At 63.3% G+C, this 14,783-nt stretch carries 11 protein-coding genes; 4 read left to right on the forward strand and 7 right to left on the reverse strand.

Annotation, left to right across the window (positions count from 1 at the left end):
- Positions 1–32: 32 nt before the first annotated feature.
- The 4 genes from EJE94_RS01865 to apbC form a co-directional block, all read right to left on the reverse strand.
- Positions 33–821: a hypothetical protein gene (locus EJE94_RS01865; protein ID WP_147435830.1), complete on the reverse strand. Its 789-nt coding sequence runs from the start codon at positions 819–821 to the stop codon at positions 33–35.
- A 63-nt stretch (positions 822–884) separates the two neighbouring features.
- A complete protein-coding gene (locus EJE94_RS01870; protein ID WP_121240530.1) occupies positions 885–3,125 on the reverse strand; it encodes an arginine/lysine/ornithine decarboxylase in 2,241 nt (746 codons plus the stop codon).
- A 176-nt stretch (positions 3,126–3,301) separates the two neighbouring features.
- Positions 3,302–3,868, reverse strand: coding sequence for a dCTP deaminase (dcd, locus tag EJE94_RS01875; RefSeq protein ID WP_121239796.1), 567 nt, complete (start codon positions 3,866–3,868; stop codon positions 3,302–3,304).
- A gap of 138 nt (positions 3,869–4,006) precedes the next feature.
- On the reverse strand, positions 4,007–5,095 hold the full coding sequence (apbC, locus tag EJE94_RS01880; RefSeq protein WP_121239797.1) for an iron-sulfur cluster carrier protein ApbC: 1,089 nt from the start codon (positions 5,093–5,095) through the stop codon (positions 4,007–4,009).
- A gap of 108 nt (positions 5,096–5,203) precedes the next feature.
- Between apbC and metG the strand changes: the two genes are divergently transcribed.
- The 4 genes from metG to EJE94_RS01900 all read left to right on the forward strand — a co-directional run bounded on the left by metG (position 5,204) and on the right by EJE94_RS01900 (position 8,478).
- Positions 5,204–7,324 carry a methionine--tRNA ligase gene (gene metG / locus EJE94_RS01885; RefSeq protein WP_121239798.1) on the forward strand — a complete coding sequence of 707 codons (2,121 nt, stop codon included), beginning with the start codon at positions 5,204–5,206 and terminating at the stop codon, positions 7,322–7,324.
- The gene (locus EJE94_RS01890) at positions 7,321–7,596 is read left to right on the forward strand and encodes an acylphosphatase (RefSeq protein WP_121239799.1); all 276 of its coding nucleotides are present in this window, start codon (positions 7,321–7,323) and stop codon (positions 7,594–7,596) included. The genes metG and EJE94_RS01890 overlap by 4 nt, the downstream gene beginning before the upstream one ends.
- Positions 7,597–7,772: 176 nt before the next feature.
- Complete coding sequence (locus tag EJE94_RS01895) at positions 7,773–8,078, forward strand: type II toxin-antitoxin system MqsR family toxin (RefSeq protein ID WP_121239800.1); 306 nt, start codon at positions 7,773–7,775, stop codon at positions 8,076–8,078.
- A 1-nt stretch (position 8,079) separates the two neighbouring features.
- The gene (locus tag EJE94_RS01900; protein ID WP_121239801.1) at positions 8,080–8,478 is read left to right on the forward strand and encodes a type II toxin-antitoxin system MqsA family antitoxin; all 399 of its coding nucleotides are present in this window, start codon (positions 8,080–8,082) and stop codon (positions 8,476–8,478) included.
- A 256-nt stretch (positions 8,479–8,734) separates the two neighbouring features.
- Here EJE94_RS01900 and EJE94_RS01905 read toward each other — a convergent pair whose 3' ends face one another.
- The 3 genes from EJE94_RS01905 to EJE94_RS01915 all read right to left on the reverse strand — a co-directional run bounded on the left by EJE94_RS01905 (position 8,735) and on the right by EJE94_RS01915 (position 14,731).
- Positions 8,735–11,059, reverse strand: coding sequence for a tetratricopeptide repeat protein (locus EJE94_RS01905; RefSeq protein WP_207855647.1), 2,325 nt, complete (start codon positions 11,057–11,059; stop codon positions 8,735–8,737).
- Positions 11,060–12,967 carry a bifunctional metallophosphatase/5'-nucleotidase gene (locus tag EJE94_RS01910; protein ID WP_165904733.1) on the reverse strand — a complete coding sequence of 636 codons (1,908 nt, stop codon included), beginning with the start codon at positions 12,965–12,967 and terminating at the stop codon, positions 11,060–11,062.
- Between the two features lie 156 nt (positions 12,968–13,123).
- Positions 13,124–14,731, reverse strand: coding sequence for an arylsulfatase (locus tag EJE94_RS01915; RefSeq protein WP_121239803.1), 1,608 nt, complete (start codon positions 14,729–14,731; stop codon positions 13,124–13,126).
- Positions 14,732–14,783 lie beyond the last annotated feature (52 nt).

The following is a 14,783-nucleotide window of genomic DNA, read 5'->3' on the forward strand; positions in this document are numbered from 1 at the left end:
ACTTCTGCAGAGAAAACGGAAAACCGGCGCGGTCATTTCCCGGCGCTCCTGGGCTGGCAGAAGCGCGCCGGCCAAAGCCAGCAAAGAAAACTGCCGTCGTCGACACGCTTCGCGTCGGCCTCGGCTTGTCGCTGCTTGGCCGCCGCTTCCTCAGCCTCCCGCTTGCGCCGGGCTTCTTCATTGCGCTTGGCGCGCTCGGCGACGTCGGCGCCGTGCTTCTCGAGTTCGCGCCGGCGCTCCGCCTCCGCCTTGATGCGCGCAGGTCGCAGCCGCTCGGCCTCGGCATCGCGCAGCATCTGTTCCTGCTGCTTCTTGCTGTGGGCGGCCTGCTCGGCTTGGAGCTTGGCGCGGCGCTTCTCGGCGTCGCCGGCCTCCTTGGCGAATCGCTCATCGCGTTGGCCTTGGGTCGCCGGCTTCTGGCGTTCGCGCGCCCCCTGCACTGCCGCCTCGGCTTCGATGCGCCGGTTTTCGGCGGAGCGCCTTTCTTCCTTCTCCGCCTGCCTTGCCCGGTTCTCCGCCCGTTCCTGGCTCCGGCTCTCCTTCTCCAGCGCGCTTGCCCGGCTCAGAGCGTCCTTGCGGCGGCTCTTTGCCGCATCGAGGCAGCCGTAGGGAAAGACGTTCTGGCGGTAGCACTCGGCCGTATCCTTCGCGTATTGCGCCTCGGCCTGGCTCTTCATGGCCTGCGCCCTCTCCCGCATGGCCCGCGTCGTCTCGCCGCTGCGCACGGTCGCTTCCGCCCCGGGCGGCTGGGCATCGGCCAGGTGGCTGAGCACCATGCACACCGCAATGACTGCAGCGCGCCACCATGCCGGTGACGGCATGGCGCCTACGCCGCGATGCACCGCCGCGCGGCGTGGGTCAGGGAACGCCGAATGCCGCACGTCCTACTGGCGCACGCAGTCGATGTAATAGCGGACGCTGCCGTTGCTGGCGTCCTTGACCAAGCCATGGATGTCGGTCTCGAAGCCGGGGAAGCGCTCGTTGAAGTCGCGGGCGAATTTGAGGTAGCGGACGATGGTGGCGTTGAAGCGCTCGCCCGGGATCAGCAGCGGGATGCCCGGCGGATAGGGCGTCAGCAGCACGCTGGTGATGCGGCCTTCGAGCTCGTCGATGGGCACGCGGTCGATCTCGCGATGCGCCATCTTGGCGAAGGCGTCGGCCGGGCGCATCGCCGGCACCATGGCGGACAGGTACATCTCGGTGGTCAGGCGCGCGACGTCGTTGGCCTTGTATACCTCGTGGATCTGGATGCAGAGATCGCGCAGCCCGATGCGCTCGTAGCGCGGGTTCTTGGCGACGAACTCGGGCAGCACCTTCCACAGCGGCTGGTTCTTGTCGTAGTCGTCCTTGAACTGCTGCAGCGCCGTCACCAGCGTGTTCCAGCGGCCCTTGGTGATGCCGATGGTGAACATGATGAAGAAGGAATAGAGGCCGCACTTCTCGACGATCACGCCATGCTCGGCGAGGTACTTGGTGACGATGGCGGCGGGAATGCCGATGTCGTCGGCGAAGTCGCCATCGACGTCGAGGCCCGGGGTGATCACCGTGGCCTTGATCGGGTCGAGCAGGTTGAAGCCCTCGGCCAGCTCGCCGAAGCCGTGCCAGCGCTCGCCGGCCTTGAGCATCCAGGCGTCCCGCTCCTCGATGCCCTCTTCCGAGAGGTCGTCCGGCCCCCACACCTTGAACCACCAGTCGGCGCCCCATTCCTCGTCCACCTTGCGCATGGCGCGGCGGAAGTCGAGCGCCTCGGCGATCGATTCCTCGACCAGCGCCGTGCCGCCCGGCTCCTCCATCATCGCCGCCGCCACGTCGCACGAGGCGATGATCGCGTACTGCGGCGAGGTCGAGGTGTGCATCAGGTAGGCCTCGTTGAAGACGTCGCGATCGAGCTTGTTGTTCTCGGCGTCCTGCACCAGGATCTGCGAGGCCTGGCTCAGGCCGGCCAGCAGCTTGTGGGTGGACTGGGTGGAAAAAATCATCGACTCCTTGCAGCGCGGGCGGTCGGCGCCGATGGCGTGGTAGTCGCCGTAGAAATCGTGGAAGGCGGCGTGCGGCAGCCAGGCCTCGTCGAAATGCAGGGTGTCGATGTGCCCGTCGAGCATCTGCTTGATGTCCTCGACGTTGTAGAGGATGCCGTCGTAGGTGCTCTGGGTGATGGTGAGCACGCGCGGCTTGGCGTTCTTGTCGGTGGCGAAGGGATGGGCGGCGATCTTCTTCTGGATGTTCTCCCAGAGGAATTCCTCGCGCGGGATCGGGCCGATGATGCCGTAGTTGTTGCGCGTCGGCATCAGGAAGACGGGGATCGCCCCGGTCATCATGATGGCGTGGAGGATGGACTTGTGGCAGTTGCGGTCCACCACCACGATGTCGCCGGGCGCCACCGTGGAATGCCAGACGATCTTGTTCGACGTCGAGGTGCCGTTGGTGACGAAGAACAGGTGGTCGCTGTTGAAGATGCGCGCGGCATTGCGCTCGGAGGCGGCCACCGGGCCGGTATGGTCGAGCAGCTGGCCGAGTTCCTCGACGGCGTTGCAGACGTCGGCGCGCAGCATGTTCTCGCCGAAGAACTGGTGGAACATCTGGCCGACCGGCGACTTCAGGAAGGCGACGCCGCCCGAGTGGCCGGGGCAGTGCCAGGAGTAGGAGCCGTCGGCGGCGTAGTGCACCAGCGCGCGGAAGAAGGGCGGCGGCAGCGAATCGAGATAGGACCTGGCCTCGCGCACGACGTGGCGCGCGATGAATTCCGGCGTGTCCTCGAACATGTGGATGAAGCCGTGCAGCTCGCGCAGGATGTCGTTGGGGATGTGGCGGCTGGTGCGCGTCTCGCCGTGCAGGAAGATCGGGATCTCGGCGTTCTTGTAGCGGATCTCCTCGACGAAGCCGCGCAGCTCGGCGATGGTTTCCTCCTCCTCGTTGGCCAGTTCCTCGTCATCCACCGAGAGGATGAAGGCCGAGGCGCGGCTCTGCTGCTGGGCGAAGGAGGAGAGGTCGCCGTAGCTGGTGACGCCGAGCACATCCATGCTTTCCTTCTCGATGGCCTCCGCCAGGGCGCGGATGCCGAGGCCGGAGGCGTTCTCGGAGCGGAAGTCCTCGTCGATGATGATGACCGGAAAGTGGAAGCGCATGGTCATGCCTCCGCAGGGCCGCCCCAAGGGGGCATGCGCGGCTTGCCCCCTCTGGGGGTGGGGGGCAGCGAACGAATGTGAGCGTGGGGGGCCATATGTGGTCCTCAAAAGCAAAGACCCGCCCCCGGGGATCGGGAGCGGGTCAACATTGTAGGAAAAACAGTCGGCGCTAGGCGTTACATCTTGGGCAGCGTGACGCCCACCTGCCCCTGGTACTTGCCGCCGCGATCCTTGTAGGACATCTCGCAGACCTCGTCGGACTCGAAGAACAGCACCTGGGCGCAGCCCTCGTTGGCGTAGATCTTGGCCGGCAACGGCGTGGTGTTGGAAAACTCGAGCGTGACGTAGCCTTCCCATTCCGGCTCGAAGGGCGTCACGTTCACGATGATGCCGCAGCGAGCGTAGGTGCTCTTGCCCAAGCACACGGTCAGCACGTTGCGGGGGATGCGGAAATACTCGACGGTGCGCGCCAGGGCGAAGGAATTGGGCGGGATGACGCAGTAATCCGCTTCCACCTCGACGAAGGAATTGGGATCGAAATTCTTGGGATCGACGATGGTGCTGTTGATGTTGGTAAACAGCTTGAATTCGCGCGAGCAGCGGATATCGTAGCCGTAGCTCGACGTGCCGTAGGAAACGATCCGCCGGCCATCGATATCGCGCACCTGACCCGGCTCGAACGGCTCGATCATCTTGTGCTGCTCCGCCATGCGGCGGATCCATTTATCGGACTTGATGCTCATGCTGACTGCCTCGCGGAATGCAAAACCCCCGCCTTGGGGCGGGGGCTTGGGGGTGGGGGGCCTTGCCTGTCCCCGCGGGGAGGCACCAGCCTCCCCCCGTCCTGCGGGGGCGTGCGAATTACACCACAAATCCGGCGATCAGGTGTTCTGGATCACGATGCTCGGGAACTTGCTGGAGTGGTCCTTGGCCTGCTCGGCGATCTTGGCCGCCACCTTGCGGGCGATGCCCTTGTAGATCTCGGCGACGCGCCCGTCGGGATCGGCCACCACGGTGGGCGAGCCGCCGTCGACCTGCTCGCGAATCTTGATGTCGAGCGGCAGGTCGCCCAGCACCTCGATGTTGTAGTCCTTGCTCATGCGCTCGGCACCGCCGGTGCCGAAGATATGCTCTTCCGCGCCGCACTTCGAGCAGATGTGGATGCTCATGTTCTCGACGATGCCGAGGATGGGGATGCCGACCTTCTCGAACATCTTGAGGCCCTTGCGCGCATCGAGCAGGGCGATGTCCTGCGGCGTGGTGACGATCACCGCGCCGGTCACCGGCACCTGCTGCGCCAGCGTCAGCTGGATGTCGCCGGTGCCCGGCGGCATGTCGATCACCAGATAGTCGAGATCCTTCCAGTTGGTCTCGCCGAGCAGCTGGGTCAGCGCCTGGGTGACCATGGGGCCGCGCCAGACCATGGGCTGCTCGACATCGACGAGGAAGCCGATGGACATCGCCTGCAGGCCGTGGGCGCGCAGCGGTGTGAGCTTGTTGCCGTCCTCCGACTCGGGCGTCTGGCCGCTGATGCCCAGCATCTGCGGCTGCGAGGGACCGTAGATGTCGGCGTCGAGGATGCCGACGCTGGCGCCCTCGGCCGACAGCGCCAGCGCCAGGTTGACCGCCGTGGTGGACTTGCCGACGCCGCCCTTGCCGGAGGCGACGGCGATGATGTTCTTGACCCCGCCGACCAGCTTGACGCCCTTCTGCACCGAGTGGGTGACGATCTTCTGGGTCACATTGACCGTCACGCTGGCCGCGCCGGCGGCCTTCAGCTTGTCCGTCACCGTCTGCCTGATCGCAGCATGCTGGCTCTTGGCCGGATAGCCGAGTTCGATGTCGAGCGCGACATTGGCGCCGTCGATCTTGAGATTCTTGACCGCCTTGTTGCTGACGTAGTCCTTGCCGGTATGGGGATCAGTCACACCCGCGAGGGCGGCCTGGACTTGCGCGTCGGTGAGGCTCATGAGGAAACTCCGAATAGTCGAGTAATTTTGTAAAGTATAACCCAGTCCAGTGTTGATGGGGGTGCTTTGCTAGAATTTCAAGTTCTCCGGCAGCCAGACACTCCCGCCATGACCGCGCGCAAGATCCTCGTCACCTCCGCCCTGCCCTACGCCAATGGCGCGATCCACCTCGGTCACCTGGTCGAATACATCCAGACCGACATCTGGGTCCGCTTCCAGAAGATGCGCGGCCACGACTGCTGGTACGTCTGCGCCGACGACACCCACGGCACCCCGATCATGCTACGCGCCGAGAAGGAGGGCATCACGCCCGAGGCGCTGATCCGCCGCGTCCATGGCGAGCACACGCGAGATTTCGCCGGCTTCCACGTCGCCTTCGACAACTACTACTCGACCCATTCGGACGAGACGCGCCACTACGCCAACGACATCTACGGCAAGCTCAAGGCCGCCGGCCTGATCGAGGTGCGCGCCATCGAGCAGTTCTACGATCCGGTCAAGCAGATGTTCCTGCCCGACCGCTACATCAAGGGCGAGTGCCCGAAATGCGGGGCGAAGGACCAGTACGGCGACAGCTGCGAGGCCTGCGGCGCCGCCTATGCCCCGACCGAGCTGAAGAACCCGCTGTCGGCCGTCTCCGGCGCCCGGCCGGAACTGAAATCCTCCGACCATTACTTCTTCAAACTGTCCGACCCGCGCTGCCAGGAGTTCCTGCGCCGCGCCACGCGCGAGGTGTGCAAGGCCCAGCCCGAGGCGGTCAACAAGCTGCAGGAATGGCTGGGCGAGCCCGGCGACAACAAGCTCACCGACTGGGACATCTCGCGCGACGCGCCCTACTTCGGCTTCGAGATTCCAGACGCACCGGGCAAGTATTTCTACGTCTGGCTCGACGCGCCGATCGGCTACATGGGCTCGTTCCGGAATTTCTGCAAGCGCCAGAACCTGAACTTCGACGACTACTGGGCGAAGGATTCCCAGGCCGAGCTCTATCACTTCGTCGGCAAGGACATCCTTTACTTCCACGCCCTGTTCTGGCCGGCCGAGCTCGAGCATGCCGGCTACCGCGTGCCGACCAGCGTCTTCGCCCACGGCTTCCTCACCGTCGACGGCGCCAAGATGTCCAAGTCACGCGGCACCTTCATCACCGCCGAGAGCTACCTCAAGGAGGGACTCAACCCCGAGTGGCTGCGCTACTACTTCGCCGCCAAGCTCAACGGCAGCATGGAGGACATCGACCTCAACCTCGAGGATTTCGTCAGCCGCGTCAATTCCGACCTCGTCGGCAAGTACATCAACATCGCCAGCCGCGCGGCGGGCTTCATCGCCAAGCGCTTCGGCGGCAAGCTGCTGCACTCGCACACCACAGACCAGTTCCGCCGCGACATGCCGGGGCTGATCGAGGCGGCCGACGAGATCGCCGCGCATTACGAGGCGCGCGATTTCGCCCGCGCCATTCGCCAGGTAATGGCACTGGCCGACCAGGTGAACCAGTACGTCGACAAGAACCAGCCCTGGGTGCTGGCCAAGAGCAGCGAGCACGAGGAGTTGCTGCACTACGTCTGCACGGTGCTGATCAACGCCTTCCGCCTGCTCACGCTCTACCTCAAGCCCATCCTGCCCAAGCTCGCCCGGCGCGCCGAGGAATTCCTCAGCGTCGCGCCGCTCAAGTGGGGCGATGCCGGCCACCTGCTGCCACCGGCCCACCCGATCAACCCCTACGAGCACCTGATGACGCGCATAGAGGGCAAGCAGGTCGAGGCGCTGCTCGCAGCCAACCGCGAGTCGCTGGTCGCCGCTCCGGCCATCCAGCCCGAGCCGCATTCGCAGCAGCGTCACGCCGAGCACCAGCAGCACGCCGCCCAGAAGGAGGCGACCGCCGCCAGTCCGTGGGAGCCCTATGTCTCGATCGACGATTTTTCGAAGATCGACCTGCGCATCGCGCGCATCGCCGAGGCATCCCATGTCGAGGGCGCCGACAAGCTCATCAAGCTCACCCTCGACCTCGGCACCGAAACCCGCCAGGTCTTCGCCGGCATCAAGTCGGCCTACGACCCGGCCACGCTGGTCGGCCGACTCACGGTCATGGTCGCCAACCTCGCGCCGCGCAAGATGAAGTTCGGCATGTCCGAAGGCATGGTGCTGGCCGCCTCCGACCCCGAGGGCAAGACGGCCGGCCTGTACCTGCTCTCGCCGGACTCCGGCGCCCAGCCGGGCATGAGAGTGAAGTGACGGAAGTCCGCCACCTCGTCATCACCGGCCTCGTCCAGGGCATCGGCTTCCGCTACTCGATGGCCGCGCAGGCACGCGCGCTCGGCGTCGGCGGCTGGGTGCGCAACCGCCGCGACGGCAGCGTCGAGGCGATGGTGGCCGGGACCGGCGAACAGGTGGCGGCGATGATCGCCTGGAGCCGCGTCGGCCCCGCCGGCGCGGCGGTCGAGCATGTCGCCGTCGAGCTCGGCGACGGCAGCTACGCGGACTTCACGCAACTGCCGACGGCCTGAAACGACCTGTCGCCACGTCCCCCAAGGGGCTCTGCACTTCCTTCGGTCGGACTTCCTTCGGGGCGTCGCCAGCACCGACTCATTACCGTTGATTGGCATCGCCAGATTCCACCGTGGTCACCGGGCCGGAAATTTCACGCTTGCCATAACTAACCTTATGGGTTAATGTGGCCCCAATGGAAAAGCGCAAGCCACACTACGATCTGGCTGCCGTGAAACTCGCCGTGCGACAGCGCGGCGCGGACGCTTTCACTGCTACGGCCTTGGTCGGCGCCCAGGCCATGGGCCTGGATTCCGCTAGCGCCATCGGCGTAGTCTGCACAATGACGCGAGCCGATTTTTACAAGAGCATGACGACACACGCAGCAAGCCAGTTGTGGCAGGACGTTTATCACCGTACCGTGCCGAACGGCAAGGTGGCTTATGTCAAGGTGACATTGCGCGCGGATGGTTCGATCGTGATTCAGTTCAAGGAGAAATGAGATGCCCCGTGAATGTTTGAACTGCGGACAGGAAAAGCTCCGGCATGCCGTCAAGGACGTGCCGTATGAATACAAAGGCCACGCGACAGTGGTTCCCAAGGTTGCCGGCTGGCATTGCTCTCATTGCCACGAGGTCGAATTCGACCCGGGAGAAGGCAAGCGCTTCGCAGAGGCCATCAAACGCATCGCCACTGAGATCGATGCCCAGGAGGCTGCCGAACTGGCGAGAATCCGCAAGAAGTTGAAACTGACCCAACTCGAAGCCGCGCGAATCACCGGCGGAGGTCCAAATGCTTTTTCGCGATACGAGAGAGGCAAGGCCCGTCCACTACCTGCCGTGACAAATCTGTTTCGGCTGCTTGATCGGCACCCGGAGCTATTGAACGAATTGCAAAACTGATCGCGTTGACTCCTCCCAGCCATAATCCGCCGCTGAATTTTATGCTCCATTGCTGCCATTCATTTTCCCGCTCGCTCGGAAGCAGTTATTGATCCGTGGATGCCGAGATCTTCAGCTTGGCGGTCAGTTGTACAGCGTAAGTGGTTGAGAGTCGGAAAATCGTGCCATCTGTCCTGCTGTCACCACATTGCTGACTTTGTGCCGGTCACTGATGCTGTGACTGAAACAGGCGCTACCGCCAAGCATCCAGTTGTCGTCATTTTCCGCGTGAAAGTTCGGCGACCAGCGCCTTCACCTGTGGATCGTCTGGCAGGGCCTCGGCCAGCTTGCGTGCATGGGCTAGGGCCGCATGCGCATCTCCCGTCTCCCGCTCGATTGAAACCAGCGTGCCGAGCAGTGAGACATCATAAGGATGGCGTTTGTCGGCCTCACGCAAGGCCTTGAGTGCTTCATCCGACCGCCCGGCCGAGTGCAGCGCGACCGCCCAGACATAGGCGTAGCGCGAGCGCTCCGGGGCCAGGCGCGCCGCTTGCGCAAGCGACTCCAGCGCAGCCGTCTTGTCCCCTTTGCGTACCTGCGTCAGCCCCAGCGCATGCAGGAGATCGGCCGAACGCGGCAACTTGACCAGTCCGGCACGCAAGGTCGTCTCTGCTTCTATTTCGCGGCCTTGAACGCGCCACGCATCGGCGAGATTGACCCAGGCGGAGGCAAACTGCGGATCGAGCTTCAGCGCCCGCCGATAGGCGGCCACCGCTTCATCGAAGCGCCCGAGGCGAAGATAAAGGTTGCCCATGTTCAAATTGGCCGTCGGCCAATCGGCATCCTCCTGCTGTACCACGATGTACTCATCCAGCGCGCGGCGATAGGCTTCACGACGACTATCCGGCAGCCGTGTCTCCGGCACACCGGCCAGCACCCGTGCAGCCTCGATGCGCACCCCACGTACCGAATCAGTGAGCAAGGGGCTTGCAGCGAGAACGCGGTTGATCGGATCTACGGGCTCAATCATCCCCAACACCGCAATGCGCACCTCGGGGTCGGGGTCCTTCAACAATTCACGGGCAGATTGCAGCAGCGACGGACGCATGTGCGGCACTAGTAGCTGCGCGGCCGTCGCGCGTACCAACGGGGGTTGCGCGCTGCTTTGCGCGAGCGCAAGCAGGCTCGGGGCGGCCTTCACGCCTTGTGTTGTTCCGGCATGCAGCACCGGGCCGCTGTTCGGCCGCTGGCGCCACTGCCTGCCCAACCACCCATCCAGCGCCGCAGCGGCCCAAGCCGGTTTCTTGTCGGCATGGCACTGCGTACATGCATCGGGACTGCCCAACTTTTGCGCCAGGTCGGGGCGCGGCACACGCAAGCTGTGGTCATGCCGCGCATCGATCACCATGTAGTTCTGTGTCGGCATATGGCAGGCGACGCACTGTGCACCGGCCTCCCCGGTCTTGTGGAAGTGGTGCTGCGGGCTGTCGAAGATAGCTGCATCATGGCAGCGTAAGCACAGCGCATTACCTGGCGCACGAGTCTTTGCGCCATGCGGTTCATGGCAATCCATGCAGGTCACCCCTTGCTGGAACATCTTGCTCTGCAGAAATGAGCCCCAGGTGTAAACCTCTTCGCGCTGCTGGCCATCGGCATGGTAGTTCGGCGCAGTCAGCAAGGCCAGACGGTGCGTATCGGCGAGCGGAGCGCCGGGTTGGTCGCGCGCAGCGATCGTGCTGCGGCGCGCATGGCAGGCGGCGCAGGTGTTGCTTACGGCGGGAGCGGCCAAGCGATCACGCCGCGCCGTGCGTGCGCCGGCCTCGGGAAAACGCCAGGCGTCTTTCCAGCGGCTGGCGGTCGAATAGGCAAAGCCATTGTTGTCGTCAACCTTGTAGGGTTTGGTCGCAGTCTTCGCCCAGTCGGCATGGCGGGAGCCGGGACCATGGCAGGCCTCGCAGGACACATTCAGTTCCCGCCAGTTCGTATGGTAGCTGTTGGTCGCCGCGTCATAACCCTTGCGCAGGCCGGTCGAGTGGCATTCGGCGCATTGCAGGTTCCAGTTCTGGTAAATCCCGGTCCAGTGCAGCGAGTCCTTGTGGTCGATCTTTTCCTTGGCGAACAGATGGAACCAGCGCTGTCCGCCGGCCGACTTTGGTCGGCTGTCCCAAGCGATCGACAGCGCCTGCAAACGTCCGCCGGAAAACTCGACCAGGTACTGCTGCAGCGGCGTCACGCCAAAAACATACTTGATCGGAAAGTCGGCCAGCTTGCCGTCGGGGCCATCGGTATTGACGTAGAAGGTGTCGCCGCGCTTGAAGAAACGTGAAACGATGCCATGGGACTTGAAGCTTGTCCCACTGAAATCCCCCAACACAGTTACAGAGGTGGGTTCCTGCATGGCAAGGTCGTGGTGGGAACCACGCCATGCCTCGGCTTCCTTGGCATGACACGCGGTGCAGGCCTGCCGGCCAATGTAACCCGGCGCGGCCGGTTTTTCAGTTACGGCAGATTGCGCTGCTGCCTTTCCGCAAGTCAGCAGCAATACAAGCGCTGCTGCGATCACTGGTAAATATGAACGGCGTATCCCTTGCATATTGGTCATTCAGCCCAGCTTGATCGCCCGCGCCTCTGCGGCGCGCTCATCGACCGGGATGACGGGAAGTTCGCCCTTGTTCTTGACCGGCAGCCTGCGCAGGTGATCCATGATCGCCTGCCATTCCTTGATCTCAAGGCCCGCGTTTTTCCCCGTACCAGTGGCGGCACTGCTTGCATCGGTCGTACCGGGCGGCGGCAGAAGGTAACCCGAGTTTTCGCGCGGCATATCGAGCGCATCGACCTTCGAGGTGAGCGGTGTGCCGTCTTTCTTCTTGGGCACCAGCACCAGCTTGCCCTTCGTGTATTTGGGAATGGCGACGATGATCGGGCCGAGCATCAGCGGGCAGGTCAGGCTGTAGAGACGCGCATCCTTGCCGCTGATGTCGATCACCCTGTAGCCACGGTCGAGGTCGCCCAGTTCGATGGCCGTCACCACGTCAAACCTGGGCCGCGTGAGGTCGTAACGGAAGCGCATGCCGGAGGCACGCGGGAAATACTCGCCCGGATGGGCTGCGTTGTCGATAAGCAGGAATTCCAGCAGATTCTTGAGATCCTGGCCGGTGAAGTAACCCGTCACCAGCGTGCTACCGGGGGTCGGATCGACCACGCCGGAGCCGAGCGGAGCCACGGCGAACACGTCGTAAACCGTGACCACGCCGGTCTTTCCGCGCAATAGCCCGGCACGCATCATGCCGTTGGCGGTGAAGCCGATATCGGCCTGGGTGGCGGCGCGGAAGGAGTCGGTGACCAGGTTGGCCAGTAGGGTGCCTGCGGCGATGTCGGTGAATGTGTTGGGCAGATCGCGCGGGGCGATGGCGAGGGGTTGGTCAACGCTGTAGCCACGCGACGCGAATGCGGCTGCGCTGACCGATTTTTTGAGGTGTTCAATATCATTGGCGATGGCCCGGTCACCGATAATGCTGTCGTCGATCGGCAGGAGCCGGTACGACGTGACGGTCAGTTTGTTCCCGTCCAGCGCGAGTACCAGTTCGCCAAGGTTGTTGCTCTCTTTTCCGGTCTGGACCACCGGGGTGCGGCCGTTGACGACAATCGCCTCGTTCAACTCGGTGTGGCTGTGGCCGCTGATCACCACGTCGATGCCGGGCACGTCCCTGGCCAGTTGCACGTCCTCGCCGGACTGGTAGCTGCCATCCGGCCCATTCTCGACGCCGCCATGGCTCAGCGCGATGACGACATCGACCTTCTCGGTCTCGCGCAGGATCTTCACTACATCCCTGGCCGCTGTGGGGGCGTCGGCAAAGCTTGTGGCTCCGCCATTGGTGTAGATCATGGCCTCCTTGCCAAGGCTGCCAAAGATGCCGAAGCGCAGGCCTCCGCGCTCGATCACCGTGTAGCGGCGAATCACGCCCTTGCGGGTCAGCGCCTGCAGGTCGGCCAGGCTGGCGTCGCTGCCAGTAAAACTGGTGTTCGCGGCGACCACTGCCGGGATGCGGCCGGCCTTGACGGCGGCGCCGATGGATTTGCCCAGGCCCGCCGGACCGAGATCGAATTCATGATTGCCGAAGGTGGTGGCGTCATAGCCCATCTTGCCCATCAGATGCAGTTCGCCACCAGTCTCGCGCGTCGCGGCGCTGAACGCAGTGCCCATGCTGTAGTCGCCGGCATCCAGCACCAGCACCGGGCCCTGATTCTTGCGCGCCATTTTGCGCTGCGTGATCAGGCTAGCCAACCGGGCGAAGCCGCCGCGGGTCTTGTCATCGTTGAGCGTAAACGGCGTGTAATCCGCCGACGGGCCCATGCCGATAAAACTCGCGTGCATATCGTTGGTGTGCAGGATGGTGAAGGTCTTCGCGCCAACGGGTGTTGCCGAGGCGAAGCCAGGCAGGAGTGTGGTGATGCCGACCGCTGCCACGTCAGCGATAAAAGTACGGCGCGAAAGCGCGTCACACGGCATGGCCGTCAGGGTCCCATCCCCAACCTGCGATCTAGCATGAGCTTGGCGTGTAGTCTTCATCACTATGATTCTGTTGTATCAATCAGAAAAAAGGGCCGCACCCACCATTTCATGAGTGCGGCCCGCTATTGGGGTCAGCGCTTCAAACGTGCTGGATCAGTTGCTGCCTTTAGCAGGTGCGGTTACTGAGTCCATCACGCGGTCGAGACTGAAGCTGCCGGGTTTCATACGGGGTGGGAACTCGCGAAAAGACTGTAGAAAGGCGCCCACGTACGCTGCTGCAGGGGCAAACGCAAACATGTGCTCGATGTACCATTTCTGATAGCCCTCCGTGTTCTCGGCTTCCGCGCGCTCGAACGGGTCCATCCGCAGGTTGGTCAGCAACGGCGCGCGCTGCGCTTCGAAGGGATGCTGCCACGCGCGAAGCCCGACGGCGGTCTGCTTCAGGAACTGAATTTTGTAGTCGCGGTAGCGCAGTGCGGCGACGCTGCCGTCATCGGTCCAGTAGATGAACGACTCGCGCGGCGATGCCTTCACGTCGCCCTTGAAGAAAGGAAGCAGGTTGTAGCCGTCGAGATGGACCTTGTAGGTCATATCGCCCACCTTCCGCCCCTTCATCAGGTCTTCCTTGACGGTCGTGTCGCCCACTGCTGCGAGCAGCGTCGGCATCATGTCCTCATGGGCGCCGATGTCGTTGATGACCGTGCCGGGCTTGATGACACCGGGCCAGCGGATGACGGTGGGGACGCGGAAACCACCTTCCCAGGGCGTGTTCTTCTCGCCGCGGAACATCGTCGACCCGCCGTCGGGCCAGGAGAGCATCTCGGCACCGTTGTCGCTGGAATACATGACGATGGTGTTGTCGTCGACGCCCAACTCCTTGAGCTTGGCCAACAACTGGCCGACATGACCATCGTGTTCAACCATCCCGTCAGCATAGATGCCGTAGCCCGTCTTTCCCTCCGATTCCTTCTTGAGGTGTGTGAAAACATGCATCCGCGAGGAATTCCACCAGAGGAAGAATGGCTTTCCGTCCTTCACCGATTTGCTCATGAACTTGATCGCACCGGCGGTGACTTCCTCGTCGATGGTCTCCATGCGCTTCTTTGTGAGCGGACCGGTGTCCTTGCACTTCTGCTTGCCGACCTTGCCGAACCTCGGGTCGTTGGTCGGATCGTCCTTGTCCGTCGCGAAGCAGTGGAACACGCCGCGCGGGCCGAATTTCGCCTTGAACTGAGGGTCCTTCGGATAGTCGACGTGCTCGGGCTCTTCCTCGGCATTCAGGTGGTAGAGGTTGCCAAACCACTCGTCGAACCCGTGGACCGTCGGCAGCATGTCGTTGCGATCGCCGAGGTGGTTCTTGCCGAACTGGCCGGTGGCGTAACCCATCGGCTTGAGCAATTCGGCGAGCGTCGGGTCGTCCTTCTTCAGGCCCTCGGGGGCACCGGGCAGGCCGACCTTGGTTAGGCCGGTTCGGATGGGCGATTGCCCGGTGATGAATGCTGCACGGCCTGCGGTACAGCTTTGCTGGCCGTACCAGTCCGTGAACAAGGCGCCTTGGTTGGCGATGCTGTCGATGTTGGGTGTCTTGTAGCCCATCATGCCCCTGTTGTAGGCGCTGACGTTGAATTGACCAATGTCATCACCCCAAAGGATAAGGATATTGGGTTTTTTCTCTGTTGCTTGCGCCACACTGATCGAGCTGGCCAAAGCCACTACCATGACGGCTAAGCTTCGGCCCAGCTTGTGCTTGAAGAAATTCATCTTCGGTGTCTTTCCTTGAGTAGTTATGAACGCAAAAACGCACTTCCTGTTT

Origin of the sequence: Sulfurisoma sediminicola, from assembly GCF_003865015.1 — a bacterium.
GTDB lineage: Bacteria > Pseudomonadota > Gammaproteobacteria > Burkholderiales > Rhodocyclaceae > Sulfurisoma > Sulfurisoma sediminicola.